This is a genomic window from Mycobacterium sp. 1081908.1, assembly GCF_001673535.1.
In the GTDB taxonomy this organism is placed as follows: Bacteria; Actinomycetota; Actinomycetes; order Mycobacteriales; family Mycobacteriaceae; genus Mycobacterium.
This window is the reverse complement of the sequence record NZ_LZLY01000159.1, coordinates 13,233-26,970: the sequence shown is the minus strand read 5'-3', so window position 1 is coordinate 26,970 and position 13,738 is coordinate 13,233. Positions and strand designations below refer to the sequence as shown.

The window sequence follows — 13,738 nt, the reverse complement described above, 5'->3', positions numbered from 1 at the left end:
GTGAGGTGGAGTTTCGCCCAGATCGGGCTGCTGATCATCTGTGTTCTGCACGTGATTCAGGCGGTGGTCGGCTTCATCATGGAGCCCAGCTTCGCGACCGGGCCGGGTGCGCCGACCGTCCAGCTGCTCGGAATGGACTACAACGGCTGGCACGCCGTCGCCGGCCTCGCCTTATTCGGTCCCGGGCTGGTGTTCGCGCTGCGCAAGTCGTGGGCCGTGCTGTATCTCCTACTCGCCGCGATAGCCGGTGCGCTGCCGGGCATTTGGGCGTTCTTCTCGCATCAGGTCGCCGTGGTTTTCACGTTCCCCAACAACACCACCGACGCGGTGGTGCACTTGGTGACCGCGGCGGTGATGCTGGCGGTGGCGGCCGTTCAGATTCGGTTGGACGGTGGGCTTCGAAACTCGCTCGTCGACCTTCGAAAGACGCGCTAGCCCAATCGGTTTGCGGCTGACCCGCGGCGTCCCTACCCGCGTTCGCCGCACACCCACTGGATCGACCCGAAGTTCTTGGTTCGCACGCCGACCAATCCGTGGCCGGCCAAGACATTGGCGACCTCGTCGACGTCGAACACATAGGGATCGAGGCTTGGTAGCTTCCGCCAAAACCGGCCCGCATGACGGACGATGGGTACCACCACGGCCAGCCGGCCGCCCGGTCGCAGCACTCGCGCCATCTCGGCCAGCGCCGCCGCGGGGTCCGGCATGAATTGCAGGACGCCGACCGAGACCACCGCATCGACCGTTTCATCGAGCAGCGGAAGCCGCTGGGCGTCCGCGCGCAGGAAGCCGATCTGCGGACCCGACGCGACGCGGACCGCGCGCGCCAACATCGCGTCGGACCGATCGATGCCCAGCACCAGTCCGTCCGGGCCCGCGGCACGCGCCAGGGACGCCGTGAGGCTGGCGGGCCCGCAGCCGACATCGAGGATGATCCCGCCCGGCCGGAAATTCGCCCACTCGACCGGGGACTGGAACGCGGTGAGCAGCTTGCGCAGCACCGCCTGGACGTGGTCGTAGATCATCGCCGCGACCGACGAGGCCCACAGCGCCTGCATCGGCCCAGTGCTCTTCGGCACTGAGGAGTCGTCAACCGAACCGGCGCCCAACAGATCGAGGTAGCCCTTGGTGACGTCCGGTTCGCGTGGTGCATCGGTAAGCATCTCGATCGCCCTGAGCAATGCGGGCGGCAACGTGGAATTCAAATCAGTCACATGGATTCCTCCAACCGATTTCCTATTCCCCGTGGTGACCGACCAGCGGCCCGGACTCCGCACTCACTCGGCAGCCTACGCGTGCGCACCGAATTGCTCGACTGTCTAATTCTGCTGTGCGCCTGCGTTAACCACGATTCGAACCGGATCGGCCGTCGTTGCGTGTCTACTCAAGGACCCCTCGCGCCAACCGGTCGGCGACGCGAGCAAAAGTAGCGCGCCTTTGACGAGCGAATCGGCCGACAGCGCTCCAAATGAAAATGAAAATGGTGGTTCCGCTAAACCGTCGGAGCCGGTAGCCTGAATCCACTGATGCGAGTGTTCCAGACAGGGGGGACTTATCGTGTCTGCATCGAATCGTGGGGAAACGACGCGCTGCACCGAACACACGCGCATTTTGCTGGGAAGTCATCCAGGGCGATTGCGTGAACCGCGGGATCCAGATCCCCCGCGCCTGGACAATGGTGAACCGGTTCTCATGTGACTCGGTCATAGAGGCATGGTTTCGCGGCAGCGGTCATGCGAGGTGGGGAGATGAAATCCCGCTTCGCAGAGCCGTCTTCCGCCGACACTTCCGTCGGTTCGGTATGGCTTGACCTGTGCCACCGGATCGAAGGCAGGTCGACGGCGGCACCGATCATTCGTGCGGGCTCGAGGCTGGACCCGAGGGAGATCGTCGGCGCGGGTCGAGCGGCTTCGGCAACGGCTCCAGATCTCACGGGAACCGTCGTACCCATCCTGGCCGAGCAACCGCAGGACGTGCTGAGCGGGCTTTTCGCGGTGGCGCTCGCCGGCGGCGTGCCCTTGGTGCTGCCGGGATCCAGATCCTACGGATCCCCAACGTCGCTGCGGGAACGCATTATTGACGTTGCCGAAAGGGTCAACGCCCGATTCGTCTACCGGCAGGGGACGTGGCATCGGGCGGGTGGGCACTCCGCGCCCGATCCCGCTCACCAGGACACCGCTTTTTTGCAGTTCAGTTCAGGCAGTGTCGGCAGCCCTCGCCCGCTACGGATTTCGCACCGTGCCATCCGGGCCCAACTGAACATCCTGGCGGATGCCTCCGCGGCCGAGCCGGACGACGTGGTGGGATCGTGGCTGCCCCTGTCGCACGACATGGGTCTGGTTAGCACGTTGCAGGCCTTACGGCTTGGCTGCCCGCTGGTGTTGTGGAGCCCGGAGGAGTTCCTGACGGCGCCGGCCCAGTGGGTCGAACAGATGGCAACGCACCGAGTGGGGTTCTGGCCCGTCATTCCCGCCGGAATGCACGTCGCAACCAAAGCGCTGGCGTCCCGCGGCCTGAGCCTGGAGTCGTTGCGCGCCGTGCTGATCGGCGCAGACGTCGTGCGTCCCAGGGTGTTAGCCGCCTTCGAGTCAACGGCCCGATGCCGCCAAGGTGTGGTGCGGCCGTGTTACGGCCTGGCCGACGCGACGCTGATGGTCACCTGCACTCCCGGAGATCGGCACTGGCGCACCGTCAACGGCCCGGAAATCTCGGATCGGAGCGACGGGCGTCCCACGGAGCTGATGTCTTTGGGGCCGCCCGTTGCGGGTGCCGAGGTGTGGATCGAGGTCGGGGGATATCCGGTAGGCGAACGCGTTATCGGCGATGTGGTGGTGCGATCACCGTCTCGCTGCTCGGGCCCGTTCGACGGCGACGTGATTCCCGCTTCCGCCCCGGTGCGGACGGGGGACCTCGGGTTTATGGCTGACGGTGAATTCGTCTTCACGGGCAGAGCCGCCGAAGTCGTTCGCGTCGCGGGCGAGGACTTCCTACCCAGCGAGGTGGAAGACTTCGTGGTCCGGAGTGGATTCGGCAAAACGGGACGCGTCGCGGTGGTCGGAATCGACTCCGACGCGGTGACTCAAATGGTCGTGGTGATCGAAAACGATTCGGCTGTCGGCGATGACGCGGCCGCGGCCGCCGTTCGTCGCGAGTTGTTGCGAGCTGCCAGAGAAGCGAGTCTGCCCCTGACCGGCGTCAGATTCGTCCCCCAGAACGGGCTAAGCAAGACAACCAGCGGCAAATTGCGCAGACGCCGAATTGCCGCCGATCTCATGGGGGTGAGCACATGACGTATTTCGCCAGCGCATCACGCGACGACGAATTCGAGATCAATGACGGCAGTCCCGGCCCGAAGGCCAAGCTTCACAACGGAATGCCCGCGCGAAGCAAGCCACTGACCCACGAGCGCGTGGTGGCCGTGATCATCCGCGCCGTGCGTGCTATCCGCAGATCGTCTTCTGAGCCTGAACTCGATGGCGATACCAACCTCGCTCTGGATCTCGGCCTAGAGTCGGCGTCCAGGGTGGAGCTCCTGCTCGAGGTGGAACGCACGCTCGACGTCGCGCTGGATGTCGGAGCGGTGGCGGTGTTTGCGGAACTCACCATCGCCGAACTCGCCGACCTCATATTGCCCAAGCTCCAGGACGACGGCGTATACCGGTTGCCAATTTCCTAAGCCAAATCTCCGGGGTTTCTGGCGCTATTTCTGTTCTTGGCGACGCCAGCGTCTGATGCAGGGAGGTAGTGATGTCGAATCGTCGCATTGACATCTCGTCTGCGCAGGAGGCTTTGTGGTTTGCCCAGAGATTAGTTCCACATTTGCCCAACAACATTTCTTGTCATCTCGACATCGACGGTCCGGTGGATCACCCCACGATGGCCGCGGCATTGCGGCAGGTGTGCTGGGAGGCCGAGACCCTGCGTGTCGCGTTTTCCGAAGACGACCGGGGCCTGTACCAGACGGTGCTCGACTCGGCGGCCTGGGAACCGGATTTCTTCGACGTCAGTCATACCGAAAACCCGGAATCGGTTGGCCGGGAGATAATTTCGGAAATAACGTGCCGAGCGTTCGACTTGAGACGCGACATCCTGTGCCGAGCCGGCCTGATCAAGCTCGCCGAGCGCCGATACTCGCTGTTCGTTGTCGTGCACCACATCGTCTGCGATGGGTTCGGGCTCCTGGTCGCGGTACGTCGCATGTCAGAGGTCTACACGGCGTTGAAGTTTGGCGTCCGCCCTTCCCGATCCAAGTTTTGCAGTCCCGAGGCGGTCACCGCCGAGGACCTGGGTTATCGGGGTTCCGATAGCTATCTTGCCGATGGGCACTTCTGGGCGGATTACACGCGGGGATGGCCGGAACCGCTGGCCATCTCCGATCGCCCGGCATTGCCGCAACCGGCGACCTTGCACCAAAACGTGGCACTCGCGGGGAACGACGCGGTCCGCGTGAAGGCGGCGGCAGCGCGTGCCGGCCTGTCACTGCCTCGCTTTTTGACCGCGGCGCTGTCCGGGTGCTTGAGCCGGGCGTCGTCGACGTCGGAGTTCTCGATTCGTTTGGCGGTCGCTAACAGGTTGGGCATCGCATGGAGTACGCCGTGCATGCTTTCCAACGTCGTTCCGGTGCGGGTCAACGTGGCACCGGGTACCGGGTTCGCGGATTTTGCGAGATCGCTCGATCAAGAGATCAGAACAGTGCTCACGCACGCCCGGTATCAGATTTCCGAGATCCAGCGCGAGATCGGACTGCTCAAGAACCAGAAACACCGGCTGGGGCCCGTCGTCAACATCATGCCGTACTTTGGCAATCTGCAATTCGCGGAGAGTCCTGCGGTGTTTCGGGGCGCATCTTTCGGAGCCTGCGATGATCTGTTGATCTCCGGCTATTACGATGCGCGCCAGGCCGACGACGCGAAACCAGCCGACATCCACATCCAAATCGACGCGAATGGGCTGCTTTACACGCACGCGGATCTGGTCCGCTTGGCCGAACACCTGACCGCCTTTTTGCGCGCCGTCATCGCTGATCCGCAGCGGCGGATCGATTTGATCGAGACCATCGATCCGGGCGAGCGCGAGCGGGTGCTGTTCGAGTGGAATGACACCGCCACGCCGATACCGCAGGGCACCGTCCCGGAACTGTTCGCCGCGCAGGCCGCCCGCACCCCCGAGGCCATCGCGGTCGAAGACGGCGACGAAACACTCACCTACCGCCACCTCGACACGCGTGCAACACATCTCGCGGCCTGGTTGATGGCGTACGGGGCCGAACCGGAGGCCATCGTCGCCGTCGCGCTGCCCCGCTCCGCCCGCCTGGTCACCGCGCTGCTGGCCATCACCAAAACCGGTGCGGCCTTTATGCCGATCGACCCGAACTACCCGAGCGAGCGGACCACCTACATGCTCAGCGACGCCGCTCCCCTACTGCTGATCACCGACACTCGGACCGCCGAAACACTGCCCGCCACCGGATTTCCAGTCCTGATCCTCGGCACCTCCGACCACGGGACCGCCCCCACCGCTGCCCCGGCCCACCCAGCGAAACCAGACAACCTCGCCTACATCATGTACACCTCCGGATCGACCGGACGACCAAAGGCGGTCGCGATCACCCACCTCAATCTGGTGGCGTTGTTCGCGGGCCTCGTGCGCTGGTGCGGTTTTACCCATCGGGACGTGTGGGCGTGGTGTCATTCACCGGCCTTCGATGTCTCGGTTTGGGAATTGTGGGGAGCGCTGTTGCACGGTGCGCGCGTCGTGGTGGTGCCGTGGGACACGGTGCGTTCGCCGCTGGACATGTGGCAGCTGCTGCTTCGCAAGCGCGTCACGGTCCTCAGCCAGACGCCGTCGGCGTTTTACGAGCTGATGCGGGCGGAGCGCGACTCTCCCTCTAGCGCAATCGATTCCGCGTTGCGGATGGTGGTGTTCGCCGGGGAGGCACTGGACACGTCGCGCCTGCGCGGCTGGTACCCGGATGAGCGCGCGCACGCGCCGGCCTTGATCAACATGTACGGCACCACCGAAACCACGGTGCATCTCACGCATTTGGAGCTGACCCGCGAGCATGCCGGACGCAATCCGTCCCCGATTGGTGTGCCGTTGGGCAATATGCGGGTGTTTGTGCTCGATGCCGGGTTGTGTCCGGCGCCGGTGGGGGTGCTCGGTGAGTTGTATGTCGCCGGCGCCGGTGTGGGCCGAGGATACCGAGGCCGGCCCGCACTGACCGCCGCACGGTTCGTGGCCTGCCCCTTCGGCCCACCCGGCACCCGCATGTACCGCACCGGCGACATCGGCCGATGGAACCCCGAGGGCACCCTCGACTACGTCGGGCGCGCCGACCACCAAGTCAAAATCCGCGGATTCCGCGTCGAGCCAGGCGAAATCGAAGCCGCCCTGGCCACCCACCCCCACGTCGCCCACGCCATCGTCACCACCCACACCACCAACACCGACACCCAACTCATCGGCTACATCGTCCCCACCACCAAGGCCACGGGCGGTGCGGAGTTAGCCGCCGAACTGCGCCGCCACGCCGCCACCCAACTGCCCGAATTCATGGTCCCCGCCGCCATCATGATCCTCGACGCCCTGCCCCTGACCATGCACGGCAAACTCGACCGCCGCGCCCTACCGGCACCAGAATTCGCCAGCACCACGACCTACCGCGCCCCCCGCAACCCCCGCGAAGGCGTGCTGGCCGCCCTCTTCGCCGAAGTCCTCCAAGTCCCCCGCGTCGGCATCGACGACGACTTCTTCACCCTCGGCGGACACTCCCTGACCGCCACCCGACTCGTCGCACGCATCCGCACCGAACTGAGCACCGAAGTCCCCATCCGCGCCATCTTCGACGCCCCCACCGTCACCCAACTCGCCGAATGGCTCACCGCGCATGCCGACGACCGGGTGCGGGCGCCCCTGATGCCGCGACAGCGGCCGCCGCGAATGCCGTTGTCCTTCGCGCAGACTCGACTCTGGTTCATCTACAAATACGAGGGTCCGTCGCCGACCTACAACATCCCGTTGGCGATTCGGTTGACGGGCAGCCTGGATTCGGCGGCGTTGACCGCGGCCGTCGGCGATGTCGTGGCCCGCCACGAGACTCTGCGCACCGTGTTCGCCGAGGAGGACGGCACACCGTGGCAACAGATTTTGCCGGCCGAGGCGGTCGGTGCGCCGGTGGTGGCGACGGACGTGTCCGGCGGGAAGTTGGCCGCAGCGGCGGCCGCGGCCGCCGAGTACCCGTTCGACCTGGCGACGCAGATCCCCTTGCGGGCCGACCTGCTGCGGGTTTCGGCGACCGAGCACGTGCTGGTGTTGGTGATCCACCACATCGCCGGGGACGGGGCATCGCTGGCGCCGCTTGCGCGGGATTTGGCCACGGCCTACGCGGCGCGGCGTGCGGGCCATCCGCCGACCTGGTCACCGTTGCCGGTGCAGTACGCGGACTACACCCTGTGGCAGCGAGAGATCCTCGGCCGCGATGACGATCCCGACGGCGTCATGTCCCGGCAGTTGGCCTACTGGCGCAGCGAGCTATCGGGTGCGCCAGAACAGATTTCATTGCCGTTCGACCGGCCCCGCCCGCCGCAGCGGTCGTTTCGCGGTGAGCTCGTTCCGCTCGCGATCGACGCGCCGCTGCTGGAAATGGTGGAGCAACGTGCCAGGGAAACCGGAACAACGACGTCGATGGTTCTGCAAGCGGCGTTGGCCGTCCTGCTCCGCAAGCTCGGCGCCGGTGACGACCTGACGATCGGTGGACCGATCGCCGGACGCACCGACCAGGCGCTGGCCGACCTGATCGGGTTCTTCGTGAACACCTGGGTCCTGCGCGTGGACACGTCGGGCAATCCCCGGTTCAGCGCACTCCTCGAGCAGATAGGCGGCAAGGCGCTCGCCGCCTACGAAAACCAGGACGCCCCGTTCGAACGGCTCGTGGATTCGCTCAACGTGCCCCGCTCCACGGCCAGCCATCCGGTGTTTCAGGTGTCGTTCGCGCTGCAGAACATCGCGCTTCCCAGCGTCGACTTCCCCGGACTGGGCGTCGACGTCCTGCCGGTGCCCACCCACACCGCGAAATTCGACCTGTCCGTCAATCTCTTCGAGGTTCCGTCGGTACCCGGCCAGCGACAAACACTCGCGGGCAACATCGAATACGCCACCGACCTGTTCGATCACCACACCGTCGGGGCGTTCGCCAAGCATTACCTACGGATCCTCGAGGCTGTCGTCGCCGATCCGGGGCGGCGGATCGATTTGATCGAGATCATCGATCCCGCCGAACGCGAGCGGGTGCTGGTCCAGTGGAACGACACCACTACGCCGATTCCGCAGGGCACCGTCCCGGAGCTGTTCGCCGCGCAGGCCGCCCGCACACCGGATGCCGTCGCGGTGGAAGACGACGACGAAACCCTCACCTACCACCAACTCAATACGCGTGCAACATATCTCGCCGGCGGGCTCACGACCTACGGCGTGGGTCCGGAAACCATCGTGGCCGTCGCGCTGCCCCGCTCCGCCCGCCTGGTCACCGCGCTGCTGGCCATCGCCAAATCCGCCGGCGCCTACCTGCCCATCGACCCCGGCTACCCCAGCGAGCGCACCGCCTACATGCTCGCCGATGCCGCCCCCCGACTGCTGATCACCGACACCCCGACCGCCGAAACATTGCCGCCCAACCAACTTCCGGACCTGATTCTCGACACCACCGACATCGACATCACTGCGGGCGCCGCCGCGAACCACCCGCCGAGGCCCGACAACCTCGCCTACATCATGTACACCTCCGGTTCGACCGGACGACCAAAAGCCGTCGCCATCACCCATCACGGGGTCGTCAACATGGCGCTGCAGCACTGGCCGGAAGAACGTGCGCGCGACCGGATGTCGATGATCATGTCGCCGGGATTCGACAGCTCGGCGTGTGAGATTTGGCCGGCGCTGTTCAGGGGCGGCACGTTGGTGGTGTCGGCGGGCCGAACGGACGTCTCGGCGCTCCGGCGGCTCGTCGCGGAACGCGGCGTGACGTCGATGTTCGTGCCGACCTCACTGTTCCACCAATTGGCGGAGGAGGATCCGGGCTGCCTCGATCGGCTGAAGCTACTGGAAACGGGCGGCGGCGCGCTGTCGGCCGCGGCGGTCAACCGGTTCCGGACCGCGCATCCCCGGCTGGCGCTGATCAACGCCTACGGACCGACCGAGATCACCGTTTGCGCGACAACGTATTCCGTTCCCGCGGCGGACCGATTCGGCGGCGCGTCGGTGCCGATTGGTGTGCCGTTGGGCAATATGCGGGTGTTTGTGCTCGATGCCGGGTTGTGTCCGGCGCCGGTGGGGGTGCTCGGTGAGTTGTATGTCGCCGGCGCCGGTGTGGGCCGAGGATACCGAGGCCGGCCCGCACTGACCGCCGCACGGTTCGTGGCCTGCCCCTTCGGCCCACCCGGCACCCGCATGTACCGCACCGGCGACATCGGCCGATGGAACCCCGAGGGCACCCTCGACTACGTCGGGCGCGCCGACCACCAAGTCAAAATCCGCGGATTCCGCGTCGAGCCAGGCGAAATCGAAGCCGCCCTGGCCACCCACCCCCACGTCGCCCACGCCATCGTCACCACCCACACCACCAACACCGACACCCAACTCATCGGCTACATCGTCCCCACCACCAAGGCCACGGGCGGTGCGGAGTTAGCCGCCGAACTGCGCCGCCACGCCGCCACCCAACTGCCCGAATTCATGGTCCCCGCCGCCATCATGATCCTCGACGCCCTGCCCCTGACCATGCACGGCAAACTCGACCGCCGCGCCCTACCGGCACCAGAATTCGCCAGCACCACGACCTACCGCGCCCCCCGCAACCCCCGCGAAGGCGTGCTGGCCGCCCTCTTCGCCGAAGTCCTCCAAGTCCCCCGCGTCGGCATCGACGACGACTTCTTCACCCTCGGCGGACACTCCCTGACCGCCACCCGACTCGTCGCACGCATCCGCACCGAACTGAGCACCGAAGTCCCCATCCGCGCCATCTTCGACGCCCCCACCGTCACCCAACTCGCCGAATGGCTCGCACGAGAACCCGAATCCGAGCTCGTCGATCCCTTCGCGACGGTTTTGCCGCTTCGCCTGGGCGGAACCAAGCCCCCCGTGTGGTGCATTCACCCGGCGGGTGGCGTCGCGTGGGGTTACCGCGGGCTCGTCAAACACGTTCAGGACAGGCCGATCTACGGGATTCAGGCCCGCGGCGTCGACGGCACCACCCCGTTCGCCACGTCGATACCCGCGATGGTGGACGACTACATCGAGCAGATATTGGCCATCCAGCCCGAGGGACCCTTCTTCCTGCTGGGTTGGTCCTTCGGCGGAGTCGTGGCCCACGCCATGGCCACGGAGCTGCGGAACCGCAAACATGAAGTAGCGCTCTTGGGACTGATCGCCAGCGTTCCACGGTATGAGGACGATCCCCTGCTACTGACGCACTTCTCGGAGAGCGACACGCGCAGCGTGATCAAGACGTGGGCACACGAGCGCTACGGCATCTCGATCGACGACGCCGAATACAAGTCGTTGGCGGACACCGTGATTGCGTTGACCAAGAACAGCGTCGAGCTCCTCAATGACTTCGTGTCGCCCATCTACGAAGGCCGTTCGCTGCTGTTCATACCGACGATCAACGAGCCCAGATCCGCCGATCAATGCGTCGCGGCATGGGCGCCCTACTTGAGCGGAACCGTGTCCGCGCACAAGATCGAGAGCCGGCACTCTGACATGGATATGCCCGAGCCGATCGCCGCAATCGGCCAGATACTCGACCGCGAGCTCGGTTGGCTATGAGTACCGAAGTTCCCAAGACACCGTTCGCAGCGCGGATGGTTCGCCGATTGTCGGTGCCCATCATCCTCGGGTGGGTGGCGATCGCCCTCGTCGTGAGTTTCGGTGTTCCATCGCTGGAGAGCGTCGCGGAACAGCGCTCCGTTCCGATGAGCCCCAAGGATGCGCCATCGGTACAGGCGATAACGCGCATGGGTAAGGACTTCAAGGAATCCGATTCCGACAGTTTCGCTTTGATCATCCTCGAGGGTGACGAGCCTCTCGGGGACGACGCGCACAAGTACTACGAACGTCTGATCCGTCGGCTGGAAACCGATACGAAGCATGTGCAGCACGTCCACAATTTCTGGGGCGATCCGCTCACCGCGGCGGGCGCGCAAAGCCCCGACGGCAAGGCCGCGTACGTCCAATTGAGCCTCGCGGGTAACCAGGGGACGCCGCTGGCGGACGAATCCGTGGAAGCGGTCCGAAACATGGTGAATCGCACTCCGCCACCCCCGGGCGTCAAGGCCTATCTCACCGGGCCCGCACCACTCGTCGCGGACACGAACCGGGCCGGCAACGAGTCGATCCTCAAAATCACCGTGTTGACGGTCGTGGTGATCTTCACGATGTTGCTTCTCGTCTATCGTTCGGTCGCCACGGTGATTCTGCTGTTGGTCATGGTTGGGATCGGATTAGCGGCGTCCCGAGGAATCGTCGCGTTTCTCGGTGACCACCACATCGTCGGACTGTCGACCTTCGCGATCAATCTGCTGGTATCCCTTGGGATCGCCGCGGGAACCGACTACGGCATCTTCTTCTTCGGCCGGTATCAAGAGGCGCGTCAGGCTGGTGAGGACCGGGAATTGGCCTACTACACCACTTTTCGTGGGGTCGCCAAGGTCGTCCTGGGCTCCGGTCTGACCATCGCCGGCGCGGTCTTCTGTCTCAGCTTTACCCGGATGCCGTATTTCCGCACGCTCGGCGCGCCGTGCGCGGTCGGCATGCTGGTCACGGTCGTCGTCGCGCTCACGCTGATCCCGGCCGTCCTCAGCGTCGGCAGCGGCTTCGGCTTGTTCGATCCCAGGCGGAAGATCGGGGTTCGCGGATGGCGAAGGGCCGGCACGGTAATCGTGCGCTGGCCCTTACCCGTTCTCGTCACGACCTGCGCGATCGCCCTGATCGGACTGTTGACGCTGCCGGGTTACAAACCAAGCTACGACGACCGCCTGTATGTGCCCAACAATATCCCCGCAAACCTGGGATACGCCGCCGCGGAGCGGCATTTTTCACCGGCGCGAATGATGCCGGAAGTCCTGCTCATCGAGGCGAACCGCGACATGCGGAATACGACCGACCTCCTCATCCTCGACAAGTTGGCCAAGGGTGTGTTTCGGGTTCCGGGCATCTCCAGAGTGGTCGCGATAACCCGGCCCGAGGGCACGCCGATCGAGCACACTTCCATACCGTTCATGATGAGCATGCAGAGCGCCGCCCAGATACAGACCATGAAATTCCAAAAAGCCAGCATCGACGACATGCTGAAGCAGGCGGACGCGCTCAGCTCGACCGTTGCCACGATAAATCGCATGTACGGCCTGATGCAACAGCTCACCGACACCACTCATCGCCTGGTCGGTGAGACCAAAGGAATGACGGCGATCACCGACGAACTTCGGGACCGCATCGCCGATTTCGACGATTTCTGGCGGCCCATCCGAAGCTACTTCCACTGGGAAAGACACTGCTACGGCATTCCGATCTGCTGGTCGCTGCGATCGATGTTCGACGCGCTGGACGGTGTCGACCAAGTGAGCGGGCAGCTGCACCTGCTGGTCGGAGACATGGACAAATTGGACCTGCTGTTGCCGCAGATGATCGCGCAGTTCCCGCCGATGATCGCGACGATGCAGAGCATGCGGACCATGCTGCTGGACATGCACAGCACCATGTCCGGCATCTACAGCCAGATGGACGAGATGAGTTCGGACGCCATGGCCATGGGCAAGGCCTTCGACAACGCCAAAAACGACGACTCCTTCTACCTGCCTCCGGAGGTGTTCAAGAACGCTGACTTCCAACGGATTACGAGATACTTCTTCTCCCCGGACGGGAAGGCTGTCCGCTTCATCATTTCCCATCGCGGCGATCCCGCGACGGCCGAGGGCATCTCGAGCATCGACCCGATAAAGACCGCGGCCGAGGAGTCGCTCAAGGGAACTCCGCTGGAGGACGCCAGGATCTACCTGGCCGGGACCGCCGCGACCTTCAAGGACATGCAGGACGGCTCGAAATACGACCTGTTCATCGCCGGGATAGCGTCGCTCTGCCTCATTTTCGTCATCATGCTGATCATGACGCGGAGTTTCGTTGCCGCACTGGTGATCGTGAGCACGGTTGCGCTTTCGTTGGGCGCGTCCTTCGGGCTCTCGGTGCTCGTCTGGCAACATCTGCTCGGGATCCATCTGCATTGGATGGTGCTCGCGATGTCGGTAATCATCCTTTTGGCGGTCGGGTCTGACTACAACCTGCTGCTGGTCTCCCGTTTCAAAGAGGAGATGGGCGCGGGGATCAACACCGGCATCATTCGCGCGATGGGTGGCACCGGGAAGGTCGTGACGTCCGCGGGGTTGGTTTTCGCGTTCACGCTGGCGTCGATGGTGGTCAGCGATCTGCGCGTCATCGGGCAGGTGGGAAGCACGATCGGTCTGGGTTTGCTCTTCGACACGCTGATTGTGCGCGCGTTCATGATGCCCTCCATCGCGGCGCTGCTCGGACGCTGGTTCTGGTGGCCGCAACGGGTGCGCCACCGCGTCGCCAGCACCCTCGTTCGGCCCTCGGGGACGCCGCGAGGGTCGTCACGTGAATCTCTTCACGTTCAGGACTCCCTCGGCCCCGAGTGACGCGTCGACGAAGACGGCGCGCCAAGGATTTCTTG

At 64.8% G+C, this 13,738-nt stretch carries 6 protein-coding genes; 5 read left to right on the top strand and 1 reads right to left on the bottom strand.

From position 1 onward, the window contains the following. On the top strand, positions 1 to 435 hold the full coding sequence (locus A5655_RS25985; protein WP_067015702.1) for a DUF4383 domain-containing protein: 435 nt from the start codon (positions 1 to 3) through the stop codon (positions 433 to 435). A 32-nt stretch (positions 436 to 467) separates the two neighbouring features. Here the strand turns inward: A5655_RS25985 and A5655_RS25980 are convergent, their stop codons facing one another. Continuing rightward, the gene (locus A5655_RS25980) at positions 468 to 1,214 is read right to left on the bottom strand and encodes a methyltransferase domain-containing protein (protein WP_082978897.1); all 747 of its coding nucleotides are present in this window, start codon (positions 1,212 to 1,214) and stop codon (positions 468 to 470) included. A gap of 534 nt (positions 1,215 to 1,748) precedes the next feature. Here A5655_RS25980 and A5655_RS25975 point away from each other — a divergent pair. The 4 genes from A5655_RS25975 (at position 1,749) to A5655_RS25960 (ending at position 13,703) form a co-directional block, all read left to right on the top strand. Further along, entirely contained in the window at positions 1,749 to 3,290 is a 1,542-nt protein-coding gene (locus tag A5655_RS25975; protein ID WP_067015699.1) for an AMP-binding protein, read from the top strand. After that, positions 3,287 to 3,676 carry an acyl carrier protein gene (locus tag A5655_RS25970; RefSeq protein ID WP_067015696.1) on the top strand — a complete coding sequence of 130 codons (390 nt, stop codon included), beginning with the start codon at positions 3,287 to 3,289 and terminating at the stop codon, positions 3,674 to 3,676. Before A5655_RS25975 ends, A5655_RS25970 begins: the two co-directional genes overlap by 4 nt. 71 nt (positions 3,677 to 3,747) lie before the next feature. Then, on the top strand, positions 3,748 to 10,821 hold the full coding sequence (locus A5655_RS25965; protein ID WP_067015692.1) for a non-ribosomal peptide synthetase: 7,074 nt from the start codon (positions 3,748 to 3,750) through the stop codon (positions 10,819 to 10,821). Beyond that, the gene (locus A5655_RS25960; RefSeq protein ID WP_067015689.1) at positions 10,818 to 13,703 is read left to right on the top strand and encodes an RND family transporter; all 2,886 of its coding nucleotides are present in this window, start codon (positions 10,818 to 10,820) and stop codon (positions 13,701 to 13,703) included. The genes A5655_RS25965 and A5655_RS25960 overlap by 4 nt, the downstream gene beginning before the upstream one ends. Positions 13,704 to 13,738: the final 35 nt, after the last annotated feature.